Below are 20,584 nucleotides of genomic sequence, written 5' to 3'. Positions count from 1 at the left end.
ACGCTCAGGCCGCCGCCCGCTGGCGCTCCAGTTCGCGCACCAGCGGGATCACTTCGCGGCCGAAGTACTCCACCTCTTCCTGGAAGTGCAGAAACGCCAGCAACAGCAGATCCACCCCGGCGTCTTTCAACGCGATGATGCGCTCGGCGATCTGCTGCGGCGTGCCGATCAGGTTGGTTTTAAAGCCGTCGTTATACTGCACCAAATCTTCGAAGGTGGACTTGGCCCAGTTGCCCTCGCCCTCGGGCGAGGCCGCCCCGGCGTTTTTCACCTCGTGCCCGAAGCCCTGCACCGCCTCCGGGTTGGCGTGATCGATGATCTCCTGCAGCACCGCCTGCGCCGCCTGTTCGCTCTCGCGGGCGATGACAAAACCGTTCACCCCCACCTTCACCCGATGGTGATTGGCCTGCGCCTTGCTCTGGATGTCCTCCACCTGCCGGCGAATGCCCTCCACGCTGTTGCCGTTGGTGAAATACCAGTCCGAGACCCGCGCCGCCATGTCGCGCGCCGCGCGTGAGCTGCCGCCCTGGAAAATTTCCGGCAACGGCGCCAGCGGCTTCGGCTTCAGCGAGTAGTCGCGGAAACGGTAGAAATCGCCGGCGAAGGTGAAGCTGGGCTCAGTCCAGATGCCGCGCAGGCAGCGGATAAACTCTTCCGAGCGCAGGTAGCGCTCCTCATGATCCAGCCATGGCTCGCCGATGGCCTTGAACTCGCCGCGGAACCAGCCGCTGACAATGTTCACCGCGATGCGCGCGTTGGAAAGATGGCTGATGGTGGCGATCTGTTTGGCCGCCAGCGTGGGGTTCCACGGCCCCGGCAGCAGCGCGGCGATCACTTTCAGCTTTTCGGTGGCGTCCAGCAGAGCCTGTGAGAACGACACCGATTCGTGCTGGTTCTCCGCGCCGTAACCGGCGGTGAAGCGGATCTGGGTAAGCGCGTAGTCGAAACCGGCGCGCTCGGCGATCTGCGCCAGCTTGCGGTTATAACCGATGTCCCAACCGGTGCGCTGCGGGATATTGCTGATCACCAGGCCGCCGGAAACGTTCGGCACCCAGTAGGCGAACTGGATCGGCTTCTGCGAGTGGTTTGCTGCTGACATGCTTCTCTCCCTCTGACCGTCGGCGCCGTTATGCGGCGCGCATATAACCATTATTGATTTCCAAATATTGAAAACCTTGTTTTGGTTATAAAACCGATAGCAGGATGCGTGCCAATCGCCACGTTAAGGCATCTGGCTGAAAAACCGGGCGTTTAAAGCCGACGGGTGCGGGCGGGTGCTGCATTGGCAACAGCGGCTGACGGGCGGCTGTTGGTTATGCAACAAACCGCTCACCCCGCCAATCCAACCGTTCACCCGGCGGATCTGACCGCTGACCGAAATACGTCTGTCTTCCCCCCTTACCCCCGACGATGATGAGCTGTTCCTAAACCCGCCTTACCTCGGGAAAGACGCTACGGCTCACCGCGCCACTCTGACATCTCTTACAAGCGGATGAGTTCATTCATATTTTGCAGACTGGAATTAAGGATACCTCATGAAACGAGAGGGGATTTTAAAGCACATTCCGTGGATGCTGCTGGGGATACTCGGCGCAGCCTGCCTCGGCGTGGTGGCGCTGCGCCGCGGCGAACACATCAGCGCGCTGTGGATCGTCGTCGCTTCGGTGGCGGTGTATCTGGTGGCCTACCGCTACTACAGCCTGTACATCGCCACCAGGGTGATGAAGCTGGACGCCGGCCGCGCCACCCCGGCGGTGGTCAACAACGACGGCCTCAACTACGTGCCGACCAACAAGAACGTGCTGTTCGGCCACCACTTCGCCGCCATCGCCGGCGCCGGGCCGCTGGTGGGGCCGGTGCTGGCCGCGCAGGTCGGCTACCTGCCCGGCACGCTGTGGCTGCTGGGCGGCGTGGTGCTGGCGGGGGCGGTGCAGGACTTTATGGTGCTGTTCATCTCCTCGCGCCGCAATGGCGCCTCGCTCGGTGAGATCATCAAAAAAGAGATGGGGCCGATACCGGGCACCATCGCGCTGTTCGGCTGCTTCCTGATCATGATCATCATCCTGGCGGTGCTGGCGCTGATCGTGGTGAAAGCGCTGGCGGAAAGCCCGTGGGGCGTGTTCACCGTCTGCTCCACCGTGCCGATCGCGCTGTTTATGGGCATCTACATGCGCTACCTGCGCCCCGGCCGCGTGGGTGAAGTGTCAATCATCGGCATCGTGCTGCTGGTGGCCGCCATCTGGTTCGGCGGCGTGGTGGCGCACGACCCGTACTGGGGCCCGGCGCTGACCTTTAAAGACACCACCATCACCTTCACGCTGATCGGCTACGCGTTCGTCTCCGCTCTGCTGCCGGTGTGGCTGATCCTGGCGCCGCGCGACTACCTGGCCACCTTCCTGAAAATCGGCGTGATCGTCGGGCTGGCGATCGGCATCGTGATCCTCAACCCCGAGCTGAAAATGCCGGCGGTGACCCAGTTCGTCGACGGCACCGGCCCGGTGTGGAAAGGCACGCTGTTCCCGTTCCTGTTCATCACCATCGCCTGCGGCGCGGTCTCCGGCTTCCACGCGCTGATCGCCTCCGGCACCACGCCGAAGCTGCTGGCCAATGAGACCGACGCGCGCTTTATCGGCTACGGTGCGATGCTGATGGAGTCCTTCGTCGCCATCATGGCGCTGGTGGCGGCTTCCATCATCGAGCCGGGCCTGTACTTCGCCATGAACACCCCGCCGGCGGCGCTGGGCATCACCATGCCGGATCTGCACCGCCTGGGCACCGAAGACGCGCCGATGATCATGGCTTCGCTGAAGGACGTGACCGTGCACGCGGCGGCGGCGGTCAGCTCCTGGGGCTTCGTCATCAGCCCGGAACAGATCCTGCAGACCGCCACCGACATCGGCGAACCTTCGGTGCTGAACCGCGCCGGCGGCGCGCCAACGCTGGCGGTGGGCATCGCCCACGTGTTCCACCAGATCATTCCGGGCGCCAACATGGGCTTCTGGTATCACTTCGGCATTCTGTTCGAGGCGCTGTTCATCCTGACCGCGCTGGACGCCGGCACCCGCTCCGGCCGCTTTATGCTGCAGGATCTGCTGGGCAACTTCGTGCCATTCCTGAAGAAAACCGACTCGCTGGTGGCCGGCATCATCGGCACCGCCGGCTGCGTCGGGCTGTGGGGCTACCTGCTGTATCAGGGCGTGGTGGATCCGCTCGGCGGCGTGAAGAGTCTGTGGCCGCTGTTCGGCATCTCCAACCAGATGCTGGCCGCCGTGGCGCTGGTGCTGGGCACCGTGGTGCTGATTAAGATGAAGCGCGCGCAATACATCTGGGTGACCGTGCTGCCGGCGGTGTGGCTGCTGATCTGCACCACCTACGCGCTGGGCCTGAAGCTGTTCAGCGACAACCCGCAGCTGGAAGGCTTCTTCTTCCTGGCCGGCGAGTACAAACGCAAAATCGCCGAGGGCGGCGCCGAGCTGAGCGCCCAGCAGATCGCCAACATGAACCACATCGTGGTGAACAACTACACCAACGCCGGGCTGAGCATTCTGTTCCTGCTGGTGGTGTACAGCATCATCTTCTACGGGGTGAAAACCGCGATGGCGGCGCACAAGAACCCGAAACGCACCGATCAGGAAACGCCTTACGTGCCGGTGCCGCAGGCGGCGCCCACCGACGGCGTAACTGAGGGGGAGGTCAAAGTTTCGACCCAGCATTGATGTGATTTAACGGATACCCTGCATAATAAACGTTAAGCAGTACCCAAAGCCGCACGGCCTGTGCATCGCAAGGTGCCAGGCGTGCGGCGCGATGCAATCGAGATACCCGGGGCGACCCGGAGGTGGGGCATCCCTGCGGGAACCCCATCCCCCGGCTTCCCCTAATATCAGGCTAAAGCAAGCGCTGTAGTGATGCAGGGTAGAGTTGGAGAAGGCTTATGTTCGGAAATCTCGGCCAGGCGGGGAAGTACCTCGGGCAGGCGGCGCGCATGTTGGTGGGCGTGCCTGACTACGATACCTACGTCCAGCACATGAAAGACAACCACCCGGACAAGCCGGTGATGACCTATAAAGAATTTTTCCGCGAGCGCCAACAAGCGCGCTACGGCGGCGACGGCAAAGGCGGCATGCGCTGCTGTTAACCCGCAGTCACAAGGATCCGTATGAAACCCATCGCAGTCACCATCCTGACCGGCTTTTTGGGCGCCGGCAAAACCACCCTGCTGCGCCACATCCTGAACGCCGAACACGGCTATAAAATCGCGGTCATCGAGAATGAGTTCGGCGAAGTGCCGATCGACGACGCGCTGATCGGCGATCGCGCCAGCCGCATCACCACGTTGAGCAACGGCTGTATCTGCTGCAGCAAGTCCAACGAACTGGCGGACGCGCTGCTGGATCTGTTGGACGGCGTCGACAGCGGCCAGCTGACGTTCGACCGGCTGATCATCGAATGCACCGGCATGGCCGATCCCGGCCCGATTACCCAGACCTTCTTCTCGCACGAGATCCTGTGCGAGCGTTTCCTGCTGGACGGCATCATCACCCTGGTGGACGCGGCGCACGCCGAGCAGCAGCTGAGCCAGTTCAGCATCGCCCAGGCGCAGGTGGGCTACGCCGACCGCATCCTGTTGACCAAAACCGACGTGGCGCCGGACTGCGAGGCGCTGATCCAGCGGCTGCAGCGGATGAACGCCCGCGCGCCGGTCTACAAGGTCACGCACGGCGATATCGATCTGAGCGTGCTGTTCGACATCGAAGGCTTCACGCTGAACGACAAGCTGAACCTGACGCCGCCCGCCCCGCTGTTCCGCCGCATCCCGCAGCCACAGAGCGACATCCGCTCAATTGTCGTGACGCTGGAGCGCCCGCTGCCGCTGATGCAAATCTCCGACGTGATGGAAGGCCTGCTGCTGGAATACGCCGACAACCTGCTGCGCTACAAAGGCATTCTGTCTATCGAAGACGAGCCGCGCCGCCTGCTGTTCCAGGGCGTGCAGCGGCTGTATAACGCCGACTGGGATCGGGAATGGCTGCCTGAGGAAGAGCGCAAGAGCACGCTGGTGTTTATCGGTGTGGATTTGCCGGAGGAGGAGATTCGGCAGCGGCTGCGTTGAGCCAGGAGAAGTGAGCGCCATCGGATAGCGCTGGATGGGGGAAGTCAAAACGGCGGCAACCCGCAACGGGTTGCCTGACCGAAAACGTTATCTTTTGGCGAACGATTTAAGGAACCGCAGGTTCCTCACCAGCACAACGGCCAGCAGGACGCCCCAATAGACAAACAGCTCGTATTTCATTTTCTCGCCCGCCAGCGCGGAAGCCGACGCCCCCGCCAGACACAGGAAAGTGAAGAAATACATTTCAAAACGCGGCATGGTCTTCCAACTGATAATCGAGAACTCCGTTCTCAGGATCAAGAATGCCCAGAAGGCCAGGCAGGTGCTGACCGCCGCGCCACCGGCGCCGAAACGAGGCACCAGCAGTGCGTTGGCCGCCACGTTGATAATCAACGCGATCAAGGAAGCCAGCATGGTGTAACCGGTCTTTCTGCTCAGGCCGATGCCGACCGCCGTCGTTTCCGACAGCGTGAACAGCAAAGGGAAACCCAGGCTCGCAACCAGAATGTATTTCACATTCACGTAGTTAGCGGGCAAGACAAAGTCAACCAGCCAGGAAAATAGCCCCCCCAGACTGAACAGGCAAACCACGGCAATCAGCATGCACTGCGTGACCTTGTTGATCATCTGCTGCTCGCCGCCCTCGTTGGATTCCGCCAGCTTGTAGACCATCGGCGCCCAAACGGTAGAAAATACGCTTTGCAGAATGCTCGCCACGCCGGCGAAGCTGACCGCCACCGAGAAGATAGCCAATTGTTCAAAGCCGGAATAGGCTCGCACGAACATCCGATCGATGGTGGTTAGCCCCCAAAACGCCAGCCCGCCCAAAATCAGCGGATAGCCGAACTTGAGCATCGCTTTCAGTTTGCCGGCGTCCAGCGAACTGCGCAGCGCGGCGATCCAATCCGCCCGGGAAGACCACATCAGCATCAGCGACACCGCGATAAAACCGACGGCGTTCGCCACCACCAGCTGCATCAGCGTATGCTGGGTGAACAGGACATAGCACAGGCCGATAACGATCAGCGTCATCAGCTTGGGCATCAGTTGGCTGAGCGAAAACGCCATCCCCTTCTCCTGCATCCTGAGTATCAGGGACAGGAAACGGTTGATGAACGAAGCCAACAGAATCAGCATGACAAGCCAGCTTATCGCCGTGTCTTTCTGTTCGAACAGCAACGCGGACAAACTGCCGGGGAACAGCAGGAACACGGCGCTGATGATGACGATCATCAGCAAGCCGGGGAAAGCAACGTTCTTCAACAGCTGCCCGCGATCGGATTCGCCGTGGTATTCCCGAACGTAAGCCTGATCGAGCCCCAAACTGAAAAACAGCACGCAGAAAGACACGGCCACGTTCAGCATGCTGATTCGGCCTACGTCGTCCGCCGAAAACAGCCAGGTGATCACCGGTAGGGTCAACAATCCCAGCGCGGCATTACCGATCGGCCCGATAGCGAACGCCAGGATCTTGCGGGCGTTCACTCAAAGAACCTCACTACGCTTTCAATGACTTTATTCAGATCGGCATCGCTCATTTTGTAGTACAGCGGCAAGCGAACCAGTCTCTCGCTTTCGCGGGTGGTGTAGTTGTCTTCGCCGATGAAGGTGCCGAAGACCTTGCCCGCCGGCGCCGAGTGCAGCGGAATATAATGGAACACCGCCATGACGCCACAGGCCTTCAGGTGAGCGATGAACTGCGTTCTTTGCTCGATATCCTTCAGCTTCACATAGAACATATGCGCATTATGCTCGCAGTCCGCAGGGATAGTCGGCAACGTCAGCAGCCCTTTCTCCGCCAGCGGCGCAAAACTCGCATAGTACTTGTGCCAGGTCGCCAGGCGGTTATCGTTGATCTCATCGGCCAGTTCCAACTGCCCCCACAGGCAAGCCGACTGCAGTTCGCCCGGCAGGAAGCTGCTGCCGAAATCGACCCAGGTATACTTGTCTACCTGGCCGCGCAGGAACTGGCTGCGATCGGTGCCCTTCTCACGCAGAATTTCGGCGCGTTTGATAAAGCGTTCGTCATTGATCACCAACGCGCCGCCTTCACCGCCGCTGGTGTAGTTTTTGGTTTCATGGAAGCTGAAAGCCGCCAGATGGCCTTTAACGCCGACGAAATCGCCTTTGTATTTGCTCATGACGCCCTGCGCGGCGTCTTCAACCACCAGCAGGTTATGTTGGTCGGCCAGGCGCATGATCGCATCCATATCGCAGGAGACGCCGGCATAATGCACGGGCACGATGGCTTTGGTTTTATCGGTGATCGCCGCAGCCACCAGCGCTGCATCCATATTCATGGTTTCAGGATGGATATCGACGAATTTGATTTTTGCGCCGCGCAACACGAAGGCGTTGGCGGTGCTGACGAAGGTGTAGCTTGGCATGATAACTTCGTCGCCCGGCTGGATATCGACCAGCAGCGCGGCGATCTCCAGCGCGGCGGTGCAAGACGGGGTCAACAGCGCGTGTTTGCACCCCAGCTTGTTTTCAAACCATTGCTGGCACTGTTTGCCGAACGGGCCATCGCCCGACAGTTTCCCATTCTCCAACGCCGCATTGATATATTGAATTTCGTTGCCGGTTACCGGTGGTTTGTTGAACGGTATCATGTTATCCCTTGTTGTCGATTCTGAATGCATGCCGAGGCGGTGAGCCGTGCGGCATCAGGAAGTAAAGACGGCCTTTAACTGCGCGGTCAGGTTCTCAGCGGAGAAATAGGCTTCGATTTTTTGCTCGTTGTCATCCTTTTCCGCCGCGCTCAAGCTGCGTAGCGAAAACGTTTGAAGATCCAATACCTGGATACCCTTTTCCTGAAAGAAATCCCACTGCGTGGTGCCCGGATTCAAGAACACCGTTTTTTTCAGCCCCAGCAGGGAAATGGTGTTGCCCATCGCCTGCTGGCGATGGTGATTGAACACCGCGATATCCACTTTCCCCAGCAGCGCCAGGTAGTGCTGGAAAGGCATAAAGTCGGTCAAGGGGACAAACTTCTCGCCAAAGCGCCGCGTGCCTTCGGCCACCACTTCTGCCGCATAGCGTTTATTGCCGTAGGAGAGCGGCACGACCAGTTCGATATTCTCGTTTTTGTAGGTTTCCAAAACGTCGAACGCGGCAAAATGATTATTGGTCGGATCGGCGGAATTACCCAGCAAAATGGTGGTTTTATCGTCCGCGTCCGCCGCACGTTCGCCGATGACGTTTTTCTTGTATACGTTACTGGTATACAGCAGGCACTCATGCCACCGGCCGGCGCAGCCGTACCACTTTTTAGCCAGCTCGTAATCGCCCTTGATGTAAGTGACAAAGTTGCCCATACGCTTGATGGCCGGGCGGCGGAGCAGCTCCGTCAGGCGCCATTTGAAGTTGCGCTTGCCGATTTGGTATTGGTAAAGATCGCCGCCCCACATGAACCAATAGCATTTCTTTAATACCCAGGGGGTCAACAGCAGCAGCAGCGCCATCTTGATGCCGTGGAAGCTGTGCAGAATCACCCGGTCGTGGCGTTGAATGGCCTTCATCAACTTCAGGGTCGGCTTGACGTTGCCGAACAGATCTGCCCCGAGATAATGAACGTTATCCGCCTGCGGCAAAGCGAAACGCGCCTTATCGCCGTAAACCCAAAAGGTGTGCTCATCGGGATCGAATTTCTCATTCACAAATTCAATGAATGAAGGGATGAATTTATCCAGAGGACAAATATGTACAGTGCTCATATCCGCTCTATATGCAGGTTCGTCCAGCGCCCCGCCGCGCGCCGGATGTTCGGAGCACGACGGGCCGGGCCGGGGTTATTTTTCCGCGATCAGCTGCGACAGATACTGGCCATACAGCGTTTTGCCGAGCAGCTTGGCTTCGGCGGCCAGCTGCTCGCGCGTCAACCAGCCTTTTCGGTAGGCGATCTCTTCCAGACAAGCGACCTTGAAGCCCTGACGCTTCTCAATGGTATGTATAAACTGAGAGGCTTCGATCAGACTGTCGTGCGTGCCGGTATCCAGCCAGGCGAAACCGCGCCCCAGCAGCTCGACGTTCAGCGTGCCGCGCTCCAGATACATCTGGTTGAGAGTGGTGATTTCCAGCTCGCCGCGCGCCGACGGCTTCACCTGCTTGGCCATCTCGACCACGTGATGGTCATAGAAATAAAGCCCGGTGACCGCCCAGTTGGATTTCGGCACGGCCGGTTTTTCTTCCAGCGACAACGCGCGGAAGTTATCGTCGAACTCCACCACGCCGAAACGTTCAGGATCCATCACCTGATAGCCGAAGACGGTCGCCCCTTCGCTGCGCTTCACCACCGACTCCAGCTTGTTGCCGAAGCCCTGGCCGAAGTGAATGTTGTCGCCGAGCACCAGCGCGCAGCTGTCGCCGCCGATGAACGCTTCGCCAATGAGGAAGGCCTGCGCCAGGCCGTCCGGGCTCGGCTGGATTTCATAACTCAGATTGATGCCGAAACGGCTGCCGTCGCCCAGCAAGCGCTTGAAGGAGGGCATATCTTCCGGGGTGGAGATGATCAGGATATCCCGGATCCCCGCCAGCATCAGCACGGAGATCGGATAATAGACCATCGGCTTATCGTAAATCGGCAACAGCTGCTTGGAAACGCCGCGCGTGATGGGATAGAGACGCGTGCCGGAACCGCCCGCTAAAACAATGCCTTTCATACTTCTTCCTTAAAAATCGATTAACGGGTCAAACCCAGACGCTCGCCGGCATAGGAGCCGTCTTTCACCCGGCGCCACCAGGTCTCATTCGCCAGATACCATTCCACGGTTTTGCGAATGCCGCTTTCAAAGGTCTCCTGCGGCTTCCACCCCAACTCCGCATCGATTTTGGCGGCGTCGATCGCATAGCGCATATCGTGCCCAGGGCGGTCGGTGACAAAGGTGATGAGATCCGCATAATGCGCGATGTCGCCCGGTTTGTTCGGCACCAGCTCATCCAACAGCGCGCAAATGGTTTGCACCACTTCGATATTTTTGCGCTCGTTGTGGCCGCCGATGTTATAGGTTTCGCCCACCGCGCCTTCAGTGACCACCTTATACAGCGCCCGCGCGTGATCCTCGACGTACAGCCAGTCGCGCACCTGGGCGCCGTTACCGTATACCGGCAGCGGCTTGCCTTCCAACGCGTTCAGGATCGTTAAAGGGATCAGCTTTTCCGGGAAATGGTAAGGACCGTAGTTGTTCGAACAGTTGGTGACGACGGTCGGTAAACCGTAGGTGCGCAACCAGGCGCGCACCAGGTGATCGCTGGCGGCTTTGGAGGCGGAATACGGGCTGCTTGGCGCATACGGCGTGGTTTCGGTAAACAGATCGTCGGTGCCGTGCAGATCGCCATACACCTCGTCGGTGGAGATGTGATGGAAGCGGAACGCCTGCTTGCGCTCGGCGTCCAGGGCGTGCCAATACTGGCGAGCCGCCTCCAGTAAGGTGTAGGTGCCGACGATGTTGGTTTCGATAAAGGCGGCCGGGCCGTCAATAGAACGATCGACGTGGCTTTCGGCGGCCAGGTGCATCACCGCATCGGGCTGGAAGGCGGCGAACACGCGATCCAACGCCTGACGGTCGCAGATATCAACCTGCTCGAAGGTGTAACGATCGCTATCGGCGATCGGCGCCAGGGATTCGAGGTTGCCGGCATAGGTCAGGCTATCCAGCACCAAAATGTGATCAGCGGTATCATTGATAATATGGCGGGCAACGGCCGAGCCAATAAACCCGGCGCCGCCGGTAACGATAATTTTCATAGAATCCTCTAAAATACGCCGTGGTCATTTCATCGCCACATTGTTTTACATGCGCATAAAACGGCTAAAGGCCTTGTCGTGGGTAAACACCCTGCCGACCATCGAATCACAGCATTCCCCAATCCCGCGCGAGCAAGCCCCTAAAACCAACAGAGCTGCATCGCAGCTCTGTTGGTTTTAGGTCGGCATGCAACCGTCGTGTTCGGGTATCGCCGCCGGAAACGCCGGACGGCTACGCTACCGCCCTTGGCTCACAGACGCCAATCTCTGGTGGTCGCTCGGGTATTGCCGCCGGACGGCGACACGCTCAGGCCGTTCATCCGCAGGGCCGCAAGGTTTGCCACTGAAACCGTTCACCGACGCAACGCAGGAAGCCATGCCGTCGCAGAAGACAGCGTGATGCTTTCAATCGCTAAAAGCGGGTGGGAACGGCCAAACTTTCGGGGGATAACATAACGTATAGCGGCCCGAAAGAGCAGCCTTGGGGCGCTCTTTCAGATTATTACTCAGGGTGGTAAGGGGAGCGACTGACGCGCCGTCGCGAAAAGTCATGGCTATGGGGTGACGGCGCTGCGCCGGGTGATAACGGCTTGTACGGCCAACCTACGCCTTCACAAACCACATGGACGCATTGCCGAGTTCAACTTCGCTCGTACGGCCCCGCCGCTACCGACTCGCGCTCGATCAGGCTGGCCGGGAAGCTGGGGCGCTTGCTCAGCTCGCCGCCGTCCAGCATCGACAGCAGGCGGTTGATGGTCTCCTGGATCATCTCGGTGACCGGCATCTTCATGCTCGACAGCGACGGCACGGTATAGGGCGCCAGCGGGATGTCGTCGAAGCCGATGACCGATACCGCCTCCGGCACCGCCACGCCGCGCTCCGCCAGCCGCTTCATCGCGCCGATGGCCATTTCGTCGTTGCCGGCGACGATGGCGCTGAACGGTTGCCCGCCGGCCAGCAGCGCATCGACCGCCGCCACGCCGCTTTGCGCGTGCCATTTCCCTTCGACGATCAACGCCTCGTTAACCGCGATGCCCTGCTGCGCCAGCGCGGACTTGTAGCCGGAAAGCCGCTCCAGCCCGGTGGGGGAATCGAGCGAACCGGTGATAAAGGCGATGTCGCGATGGCCGCGCGCGATCAGGTGCGCCACCGCCGCCGCGCCGGCGGCGTGCTGATCGCTGAAGATGCAGTAGCTGTCGTTCAGCCGCAGCCGCCGGTTGATCACCAGAATCGGCTGGCGGTGTTGGGAGACGATCTCGTCCATTTCCGCGATCGACAGAAAACGCGGATAGATGATCACCCCGTCGCAGCGCAGATCCAGCAAAAACTGAATGGCGGCCCGCTCCTCTTCGGCGGTGTGCTTGCCGTCCGCCAGGATCAGCTGGCGGCCGTGCGCCTCCATGATGCGCGCCGACTGCGCCATCAGTTCGCTGAAATAGTTGCCGCTGTAGAGGGTGTTGGTGACCACCAGGCCGAGGGTTTGGGTGGTGTTGGTCGCCAGGCTGCGCGCCAGCAGGTTGGGCCGATAGCCGGTTTCCGCGATGGCTTTATCCACCAATGCGCGTTTCTCCTCGCTGACATAGCCGCTGCCGGACAAAACGCGCGACACCGTCGCCTTTGAAACGCCGGCCTTTTTCGCCACCTCGAGTATCGTTGCCATCTGTGCGCCGCCAAAATCCATGGGTTCAGCGCAGTCTACCCAAGACGCCCGGCGTTTGGAACGCTTTCGCGCCCCTGCGCGCCGGTGCGCACTTATCCCTGACGATCCAGATCACGAAAACGAAACGCCAAAAATCATAGTTCTTGCCAACTACAAAACACCAATACATGATTTTGTGAAACCGGTTTCTTATGGGCGTTTCATACGGATGGAACGACGGATCGCCCAGGCAGTAAATATTCGCCTTTGGGCTATCCGAATTGCTATCTGAGAGACGACACGCCATGCCGAAGAACTACGCAGAGATCTCGCACGCCATCGTGGCCGCCCTGGGCGGCACGGGCAATATCGAGGCCGTGACCCACTGCATGACCCGCCTGAGATTCGTGGTGAAAGACAAAGCGCGAATCGACACGTCGGCGCTGAAGGCCATCAACGGCGTGCTGGGCGTGGTGCACAGCGGCGAGCAGTGCCAGGTGATCATCGGCAACGAGGTGGCCAAAGCCTATCAGGCGGTGCTGGCGCTCGGCATGTCGGGCGCGGCGGCCCCCGCCGCCCCGGTGAAACGCAAGCTCACCCTGAAGGGCATCGGCGCCGGCATTCTCGACGCGCTGGTGGGCACCATGTCGCCCCTGATCCCCGCCATCATCGGCGGCTCGATGGTGAAGCTGCTGGCGATGATCCTGGATATGGCCGGCGTATTCGAGAAAGGCTCCTCGACCCTCGTCATCCTCAACGTGATCGGCGACGGCGCGTTCTTCTTCCTGCCGGTGATGGTCGCCGCCTCGGCGGCGCTGAAGTTCAAAACCAACATGTCATTGGCGATCGCCATCGCCGGGGTGCTGGTGCATCCCAACTTTATCGATCTGATGGCCAAGGCGGCGCAGGGCCAGGCGGTGGAATTCGCCTTCATCCCGGTGACGGCGGTGAAATACACCTACACGGTGATCCCGGCGCTGGTGATGACCTGGATCCTGTCGCACATCGAACGCGGGGTGGATCGCATCACCCCGGCGGTGACCAAAAACTTCCTCAAGCCGATGCTGATCGTGCTGATCGCCGCGCCGATCGCCATTCTGCTTATCGGGCCGCTCGGCATCTGGATCGGCAGCGGCATCTCTGCGCTGGTCTACACCGTGCACGGCTACCTGGGCTGGCTTTCCGTGGCCATCATGGGGGCGATTTGGCCGCTGCTGGTGATCACCGGCATGCACCGGGTATTCACCCCGACCATCATCCAGACCATCGCCGAGACCGGCAAAGAGGGCATGGTGATGCCTTCGGAGATCGGCGCCAACCTGTCGCTGGGCGGCGCTTCGCTGGCGGTGGCGCTGAAAACCAAGAACCGCGAGCTGCGCCAGACCGCGCTGGCCGCCGCCGCCTCCGCCATCGTGGCGGGGATTTCCGAACCGGCGCTGTACGGCGTGGCGGTGCGCCTGAAACGGCCGCTGATCGCCAGCCTGATCAGCGGCTTCGTCTGCGGCGCGGTCGCCGGCATCGGCGGGTTGGCCAGCCATTCGATGGCCTCGCCCGGGCTGTTCACCAGCGTGCAGTTCTTCGATCCGGCCAACCCGATGAGCATCGTGTGGGTGGTGGCGGTGATGGCGCTCTCGGTGGTGCTGTCGTTCGCGCTCACGCTAATACTGGGCTTCGAGGATCTGCCGGAAAACGCCGCCGCGCCCGGCCAAACCGCACCGGCGGCGAACGCCGCCAGCGCAACGCATTGAGACACCAGAGGATTGCATGTCCGATTCAACATTCCCTAAAGGATTTTTATGGGGCGGCGCTTTAGCCGCCAACCAGGCGGAAGGCGGCTATCGCGAGGGCGGCAAAGGGCTGACCACCGTCGATATGATCCCGCACGGCGCCTACCGCATGGCGGTCAAACTCGGGCTGGAGAAGCGCTTTAGCCTGCGCGACGACGAGTTTTACCCCAGCCACGACGCCATCGATTTCTACCACCGCTACCGCGACGACATCGCGCTGATGGCGGAGATGGGCTTTACCGTGTTCCGCACCTCCATCGCCTGGAGCCGGATTTACCCCAACGGCGACGAGCTGACGCCCAACCCCGAGGGCATCGCCTTCTACCGCAGCCTGTTCGAAGAGTGCCGCCAATACGGCATCGAGCCGCTGGTGACCTTGTGCCACTTCGACGTGCCGATGCACCTGGTGACCGAATACGGCTCCTGGCGCAACCGCAAGATGGTGGAGTTCTTCACTCGCTACGCCCGCACCTGCTTCGAAGCCTTCGACGGGCTGGTGAAATACTGGCTGACCTTCAACGAGATCAACATCCTGCTGCACAGCCCGTTCTCCGGCGCGGGGCTGGTGTTTGAAGCGGACGAAAACCCCGAACAGGTGAAATACCAGGCCGCGCACCACGAACTGGTGGCCAGCGCGCTGGCGACGCGCATCGCCCATGAAGTGAACCCCGCCAACCAGGTGGGCTGCATGCTGGCCGGCGGCAACTTCTACCCGTGGTCCAGCAAGCCGGAAGACGTGTGGGCCGCGCTGGAGAAAGACCGCGAGAACCTGTTCTTTATCGACGTGCAGGCGCGCGGCGCTTACCCCTCCTACGCCGCCCGCGTCTTCCGCGAGAAAGGCGTCAGCATCGTCATGGAACCGGAAGACGCCGACATCCTGAAGCACACCGTCGACTTCGTCTCCTTCAGCTACTACGCCTCGCGCTGCGCCTCCGCCGACATGAATGACAACAACAGCAGCGCCGCCAACGTGGTGAAATCGCTGGCGAACCCGCACGTGCCGCGCAGCGACTGGGGCTGGGGCATCGATCCGCTGGGGCTGCGCATCACCATGAACATGATGTACGACCGCTACCAAAAGCCGCTGTTCCTGGTGGAAAACGGCCTGGGCGCACACGACGAGTTCAATGCAGCAGGCGAGATTGAGGACGACTACCGCATCAGCTACCTGCGCGAACACATCCGCGCCATGGCCGACGCCATCGCCGACGGCGTGCCGGTGCTGGGTTACACCACCTGGGGCTGCATCGACCTGGTGGCCGCCTCGACCGGCGAAATGAGCAAGCGCTACGGCTTTGTCTACGTCGACCGCGACGACCAGGGCAACGGCACCCTCGCCCGCACCCGCAAGAAATCGTTCTGGTGGTATAAGAAAGTGATCGCCAGCAATGGGGGGATTTGGGGTAGGTTTGGCGGTGGCGATGGAGTTAGCGTGGGGTGTGGAGGGCTTCCAACCTAAGTTGATTGCCTTCCTGCTGCATAACGAATTCGGCGACAAATTCACGTGCAGAGGGGAACTCACCTGCCTGTTCTTTCTTCTGGGAGACCAGCTTCACGGAGAAATGGTATTGCTGCCCCGGCGTAAATACGTAGCCCTCATCAGGGACGCACTGATTGGGGGCGACATCCCGCAGCGGATCGAAGAATTTGAACGTGTGGCTCTGCGCATCATCCAATCGGTAGATCGAGATGCCCGCAAGCTTTTCGTCTCCCAGCGGCTGAACGGTGATGCATACTTTGCTCCCACGCAGGTTAGCGGTGGCGGGGTAGTCTACGGGGATACGATCGCCTATCGACGGACAGCCGGCGAGCAGGAAAGGGAATGCGAGGGGGGAAGATCTGTTTCATTTTGTCTCTGCGCTATCTGCTGCCCTGCGTGATATTTTCAATTTCGTAAGCGCCGTTGAGCTTTTTCACTTTGAAGTGAGCGATAAAGGCCCTGCCGGAGACATCCTGCAGGTTTCTGCGCTTCTCGATCGGCACAAAATTTAGCCTCATGCTGTAGGTATGATTTTCCTGAAACGGATAATCTTCTTGGGTAACGCAAATGCCCTTTTTAAGATCCTGATTCCCCACTTCAATCAATTTCTCATCAGCATCACCACTGAGAAAGAGCGTATCTGGCCTTTCGTTTTCCTTTGGTGACGGATAGATGCAGATGTCGCCATTCGCTTTAGCATGGGCGGTGATAGGGATATCCGGCGCATAGCGCTGATCGAGACGATCGCCTACACAGGCGCTTAGCAAGGTCACACCAACAACGGCACAGAACAATCTCGCCTTCATAATCAATCCTCTTACCTGTAAGGAAAACCGACTAACACTTTCTCATATTTTTCTTTTACTTTTCTCACATCGGCATAGTCATTACCGCTATAAGTCACTTCCTTGCCGAAGCGATTTCTCCAAACAGCATAACCTGAAGAGGTCAACAAATGATAATCAGCAACGATCTGAGCCTGTTGCTCCATAGCGTAGTTCTTTAGATGTTTGGATCCATCCAGTTCATAACTGTAATTTGCCAACCAACTGTAGAGGCCTCGAGTCTTAACCCACATACCACGCTGGTATTGCCAAACATGAACCATTTCATGGATGAAAAGATGTTTATGACTATACCCTTCCTTTGAGAAATCGGGCACGTACCAGTCTCTAAAATACAGCTCACCATTGGGTGACATCGCAGTGTTTCGATTTTGTAAGCCAAAGGGGAAGTAGCTATCGTGATGAACCCAGACTTTCCCATAAATAATTGAACCACCAAATACCGACTTCGCAAGGCCGATCTCCCCGGAGGTTAATAGCCTTAAAGCCCCCTCTTTCTTTTCCATCGTAGTGCATCCCTGTCATTATTTTAAAAAACTCACTACCGCGAGTATTAACAAAGAGGTTGATAATAGCACCCTAGGTACACAGGATAAACATTCAACCATTCTTTTTACATTCATTCACTTCAACGTATTTCGTGACAACAAAATTCACAGATTTAATAATTCATTTAGCAAATGAATTATCCTAACTGATTAGCCTGAATTAAAATTTAATAACTGCGATCTGCATTCCAACCTCATGAGTAAACAGCCTGTAATTCCATACAGCTTATTTTTTCCTTTTACTGATAACGTTATAGTTTTTCTGCTGCGGCAAAATCCGCAGCCGGAGTTAGCGTTCCGAATCCCCCAACCCTGATCGAATATGGTATAAATTCGAACATGCCGATGCGCACCCAAACAATGGTGGCTCGGGCGGTGCTTCCTCCGGGAAGGCCGGTATCCGTTGGGGCCGGTACGCTAACGCCGTTCGAGCTACCACCCGAGTTTAGCGTCTCTTCTGGTAGCGGTATTTCTCTCCCAATGGAAATAGCCGATATGGAAAACACAAACTTACCCAACGCTTCTGAAACCATCCCCAACACCCTCACTCTCTATCGCCAACTGTTCAACCACCTCGATCTCAGCGCTTTTAACCCTTCAGAACTTTTAGACCTGGCCGCACTTTCTGCCGAGCAAGCAGAAGGGCTGTGCCACGGGCTGATGCTGTTCGGCCATTTACTGCAAGAGACCCCGCAGTTGGATACCGAAGGCTGGGAACAGCTGAACCGCTATCTCAACGCTACAGCGCATCTGGTTCCTGCGCTTTGTAATCTTTATGGGCGGGCGTTGCGGGAGATGGAAGCCTGCGGCTAACGTAAGCGACAATCAGGGCGATGCTCATCGCCCTTCCCAATCATGCTTTTCCAATAGATCTGACTGACATATCACAACAAAAGCATTCATCAAGGTAGGCATTTCCTCCCCTACCTGGCATAGTTAACGCATTCGGTAAATCGATGAGTTAACTGCTGGGTATTGATGCATACTGCTCTCGTCAGCAAGCACATTGCTCAGAGCCAACTCGGCAATGTGAGGGAGTGGTTTTGGCAACTGCAATAGAGGCGTTATCTTCAAAAGAATCCGTTTTAAAAGCCATCGAAGAATATAAAAAACTTGGCCGAGATGAATTCTTAAAACAACATGAAATAAAACGATTTAAAAAATACACCCTTCATTATAATGGCGAGAAGTACGACATCCGAGGCATTGCCGCTAGAGCATACCGTGAGCAGCATGGCTATCCGTTTAAAGGAATCAATGCCGATAGCGGCACGGAAAAAGCCATCCAATTTCTCAAAGATCTCGGTTTTGAGATCGTCGAAACACCGCATCCTTTTGACTATTTAACCGAAGGCAAACTGTACACACGCAAAGCGCTTATCGAGCTCTACGGCGGGCAGTTGCAAGGCGGTATCTGGACCCCGCGGGAATTCCCAGTGATCTTTATCTTCACCGGAGAAAGCGGTGAAACCTACGGCTACAAAGATGGATGGACAGCCGAAGGCAGCTTCTCTTATACGGGAGAAGGCCAAAAAGGCCCTATGGAATTTATTCGGGGTAATAAATCCATCCGCGACCATAAAAAAGACGGCAAAGACATCTTCCTGTTCGAAGACAACAAGAAAGAAAAAGGCGTTCGCTATCTTGGCATGTTCGAGTGTGATTCTTGGGATCACATTCAGTGCTTAGACTTCGAAAATAACATGCGGCAAGGCATTACCTTTAACCTTTTCAAAGTCTCATCACTGCATGCGTTTGAAGAAGAAGCAGACACCGATGAAACCGATACGCAGACAGAGACGCTCGAACAGTTGCGTAAGAAAGCACTCCAGTCCTCAAAGCAATCAGGCCAGCGCCAACAGAGCGACAGCAAAAAATCCTGGTTCAAACGCAGCGAAGACGTAAAAAAATACGTGCTGCGGCGCGCCAATGGCATCTGTGAAGCCTGCGACCAGCCGGCACCATTCAAGAAAAGGAACGGCGAGCCCTACCTTGAACCCCATCACACTAAACGCTTAGCCGACGAAGGCCCCGATCACCCGCAGTGGGTGGGCGCCATCTGCCCGACTTGCCATAGGCGGATTCATAGCGGGGTGGATGGGAAAGAGGTGAATAAGAAGCTGATGGTGAAGTTGGAGTTGAAAGAGGTCAATTTTAAATAGCTATCGTTAAAAACCATCCGACTAGGGGTATTTCGAAGGTGATATTTAAAGAGATGAGTCTAGAATGCTTGAACGCAGAACATTTCGTTCTCGTACGTATGACAAAATCCGCAGTGTAAACGATACCTTTGTTAATCGCATGAGTGTGCCCTAATAGGAGAGTCAAATGGCATTAGATTTGAGTAATACTTTGGTGATTGGTATAAGTGCTACCGCACTGTTTGATATGAGTGAGTCAGACCGTATGTTTCAAGAGACATCGCTAACAGATCCCGACAGTGCAATTGAGCAATATCGTGCCTATATGCTAAAGCATGAAAATGAACCACTTAAACCTGGGACTGGCTATCCACTAATCAAAGCATTACTCGGGCTAAACCAGTATAAACAGGCCGAGGATAAATCACCGTTAGTAGAAGTCGTTGTTATGTCTCGTAATAGCCCAGAGACAGGTATTCGCGTATTAAACACCATCCGCCACGATAAGCTGGACATCTCACGCTCGGCATTCACAGCTGGAGAAACGGTTGCAGATTATTTAGATGCATTTGATGTGGACCTCTTTCTGACTACAAATGTTGCTGATGCGCAGAAGGTAATTGACTCTTGTTTCTGTGCGGCAGCTATTTTGAAAGATCCTCCTGCAGATTCTCCAGAGATCCCTGACGGCCAGGTCAGAATTGCCTTTGATGGGGATGCCGTACTTTTTTCAGACGAGAGTGAATTGGTCTATAAAAAACAAGGGATGGAAGCATTCCACGCTCAAGAGAATGCACAGCAAGATATTCCTATGGGGGAAGGTCCGTATGCTACATTGCTCAAGAAATTGGCAAAACTTCAAGAGCGTCTACCAATAAGAGTGGAATACTCCCCAATCCGTATTGCTTTAGTCACAGCAAGAAATTCCCCATCAGAAATGAGAGTGATTAAAACGCTACGTAACTGGGGCGTTTATGTTGACGAAGCGTTTTTTCTCGGTGGAGTTGGAAAAGATAAAGTTTTAAAAGCGTTCAGACCACACATTTTCTTTGATGATCAAGATGTTCATTTGGATGCAGCAGCAAAGCTTGTGCCTTCAGGTAAAGTGCCTTATGCAAGAAATTCTGGACTCTATTTAGCAGCAGATAAGAAGAGTTGATATTGTAATTGCTCACCAAGCTGTTAGCCGCTAGTAAATTATACATAGCTGGGGCCCCAACATCTGGGGCAACATAATCGTCCTTTTGTAAATATATTTTTTATTTTAGTGCATTTTGAGACATCC

Annotated in this window: 18 protein-coding genes; 8 read left to right on the top strand and 10 right to left on the bottom strand. The window is 57.2% G+C overall.

Annotated elements, in window-relative coordinates:
• Window positions 1-4: 4 nt before the first annotated feature.
• Window positions 5-1,099: a dimethylsulfone monooxygenase SfnG gene (sfnG, locus tag ACORQT_RS02460; RefSeq protein WP_072626655.1), complete on the bottom strand. Its 1,095-nt coding sequence runs from the start codon at window positions 1,097-1,099 to the stop codon at window positions 5-7.
• A 436-nt stretch (window positions 1,100-1,535) separates the two neighbouring features.
• Here sfnG and ACORQT_RS02455 point away from each other — a divergent pair, with 436 nt between their 5' ends.
• From ACORQT_RS02455 to yjiA, 3 genes are all read left to right on the top strand, one after another.
• The gene (locus tag ACORQT_RS02455; RefSeq protein WP_072626654.1) at window positions 1,536-3,716 is read left to right on the top strand and encodes a carbon starvation CstA family protein; all 2,181 of its coding nucleotides are present in this window, start codon (window positions 1,536-1,538) and stop codon (window positions 3,714-3,716) included.
• Window positions 3,717-3,934: 218 nt separating this feature from the next.
• A complete protein-coding gene (locus tag ACORQT_RS02450) occupies window positions 3,935-4,138 on the top strand; it encodes a YbdD/YjiX family protein (protein WP_004953088.1) in 204 nt (67 codons plus the stop codon).
• Between the two features lie 21 nt (window positions 4,139-4,159).
• Window positions 4,160-5,113 carry a GTPase gene (gene yjiA, locus ACORQT_RS02445; RefSeq protein ID WP_072626653.1) on the top strand — a complete coding sequence of 318 codons (954 nt, stop codon included), beginning with the start codon at window positions 4,160-4,162 and terminating at the stop codon, window positions 5,111-5,113.
• An 87-nt stretch (window positions 5,114-5,200) separates the two neighbouring features.
• Here yjiA and ACORQT_RS02440 read toward each other — a convergent pair whose 3' ends face one another.
• The 6 genes from ACORQT_RS02440 to ACORQT_RS02415 all read right to left on the bottom strand — a co-directional run bounded on the left by ACORQT_RS02440 (window position 5,201) and on the right by ACORQT_RS02415 (window position 12,519).
• On the bottom strand, window positions 5,201-6,598 hold the full coding sequence (locus ACORQT_RS02440) for a lipopolysaccharide biosynthesis protein (RefSeq protein WP_072626652.1): 1,398 nt from the start codon (window positions 6,596-6,598) through the stop codon (window positions 5,201-5,203).
• Window positions 6,595-7,725 carry a dTDP-4-amino-4,6-dideoxygalactose transaminase gene (rffA, locus tag ACORQT_RS02435; RefSeq protein WP_033651409.1) on the bottom strand — a complete coding sequence of 377 codons (1,131 nt, stop codon included), beginning with the start codon at window positions 7,723-7,725 and terminating at the stop codon, window positions 6,595-6,597. The genes ACORQT_RS02440 and rffA overlap by 4 nt, the downstream gene beginning before the upstream one ends.
• 54 nt (window positions 7,726-7,779) lie before the next feature.
• Window positions 7,780-8,829, bottom strand: a complete 1,050-nt coding sequence (locus tag ACORQT_RS02430; protein WP_042783601.1) for a TDP-N-acetylfucosamine:lipid II N-acetylfucosaminyltransferase — start codon at window positions 8,827-8,829, stop codon at window positions 7,780-7,782.
• Window positions 8,830-8,904: 75 nt separating this feature from the next.
• Window positions 8,905-9,774 carry a glucose-1-phosphate thymidylyltransferase RfbA gene (rfbA, locus tag ACORQT_RS02425; RefSeq protein WP_033651411.1) on the bottom strand — a complete coding sequence of 290 codons (870 nt, stop codon included), beginning with the start codon at window positions 9,772-9,774 and terminating at the stop codon, window positions 8,905-8,907.
• 20 nt (window positions 9,775-9,794) lie between these two features.
• Entirely contained in the window at window positions 9,795-10,859 is a 1,065-nt protein-coding gene (gene rffG / locus ACORQT_RS02420; protein ID WP_042783600.1) for a dTDP-glucose 4,6-dehydratase, read from the bottom strand.
• 640 nt (window positions 10,860-11,499) lie between these two features.
• Window positions 11,500-12,519, bottom strand: coding sequence for a LacI family DNA-binding transcriptional regulator (locus tag ACORQT_RS02415; protein ID WP_159085263.1), 1,020 nt, complete (start codon window positions 12,517-12,519; stop codon window positions 11,500-11,502).
• 284 nt (window positions 12,520-12,803) lie between these two features.
• On the opposite strand from ACORQT_RS02415, the gene ascF reads away from it, so the two are divergent.
• Window positions 12,804-14,246: a PTS cellobiose/arbutin/salicin transporter subunit IIBC gene (gene ascF, locus ACORQT_RS02410; RefSeq protein ID WP_164057700.1), complete on the top strand. Its 1,443-nt coding sequence runs from the start codon at window positions 12,804-12,806 to the stop codon at window positions 14,244-14,246.
• A gap of 16 nt (window positions 14,247-14,262) precedes the next feature.
• Window positions 14,263-15,744 (top strand): 6-phospho-beta-glucosidase, encoded by a 1,482-nt coding sequence (locus ACORQT_RS02405; RefSeq protein ID WP_444859309.1) that lies wholly within the window; start codon window positions 14,263-14,265, stop codon window positions 15,742-15,744.
• Here ACORQT_RS02405 and ACORQT_RS02400 read toward each other — a convergent pair.
• The 3 genes from ACORQT_RS02400 to ACORQT_RS02390 form a co-directional block, all read right to left on the bottom strand.
• Window positions 15,713-16,066, bottom strand: coding sequence for a putative T6SS immunity periplasmic lipoprotein (locus ACORQT_RS02400; protein ID WP_444859422.1), 354 nt, complete (start codon window positions 16,064-16,066; stop codon window positions 15,713-15,715). The two genes, ACORQT_RS02405 and ACORQT_RS02400, sit on opposite strands and share 32 nt — an antisense overlap.
• Before the next feature lie 79 nt (window positions 16,067-16,145).
• Window positions 16,146-16,571, bottom strand: coding sequence for a putative T6SS immunity periplasmic lipoprotein (locus ACORQT_RS02395; protein WP_164057697.1), 426 nt, complete (start codon window positions 16,569-16,571; stop codon window positions 16,146-16,148).
• Between the two features lie 11 nt (window positions 16,572-16,582).
• The gene (locus tag ACORQT_RS02390; RefSeq protein ID WP_164057696.1) at window positions 16,583-17,116 is read right to left on the bottom strand and encodes a type IV secretion protein Rhs; all 534 of its coding nucleotides are present in this window, start codon (window positions 17,114-17,116) and stop codon (window positions 16,583-16,585) included.
• 537 nt (window positions 17,117-17,653) lie between these two features.
• Here ACORQT_RS02390 and ACORQT_RS02385 point away from each other — a divergent pair.
• From ACORQT_RS02385 to ACORQT_RS02375, 3 genes are all read left to right on the top strand, one after another.
• Window positions 17,654-17,971, top strand: coding sequence for a hypothetical protein (locus ACORQT_RS02385; protein ID WP_096242760.1), 318 nt, complete (start codon window positions 17,654-17,656; stop codon window positions 17,969-17,971).
• A gap of 230 nt (window positions 17,972-18,201) precedes the next feature.
• The gene (locus tag ACORQT_RS02380) at window positions 18,202-19,320 is read left to right on the top strand and encodes an HNH endonuclease (RefSeq protein ID WP_164057695.1); all 1,119 of its coding nucleotides are present in this window, start codon (window positions 18,202-18,204) and stop codon (window positions 19,318-19,320) included.
• Between the two features lie 166 nt (window positions 19,321-19,486).
• The gene (locus ACORQT_RS02375) at window positions 19,487-20,458 is read left to right on the top strand and encodes a 5'-nucleotidase (protein ID WP_044029823.1); all 972 of its coding nucleotides are present in this window, start codon (window positions 19,487-19,489) and stop codon (window positions 20,456-20,458) included.
• Window positions 20,459-20,584: the final 126 nt, after the last annotated feature.

The sequence above is a fragment of the Serratia sp. (in: enterobacteria) genome (genome assembly GCF_052400455.1).
Lineage (GTDB): Bacteria > Pseudomonadota > Gammaproteobacteria > Enterobacterales > Enterobacteriaceae > Serratia > Serratia ureilytica.
The sequence above is the reverse complement of the archived record's forward strand: the minus strand, read 5'-3'. Positions and strand labels throughout refer to the sequence as shown.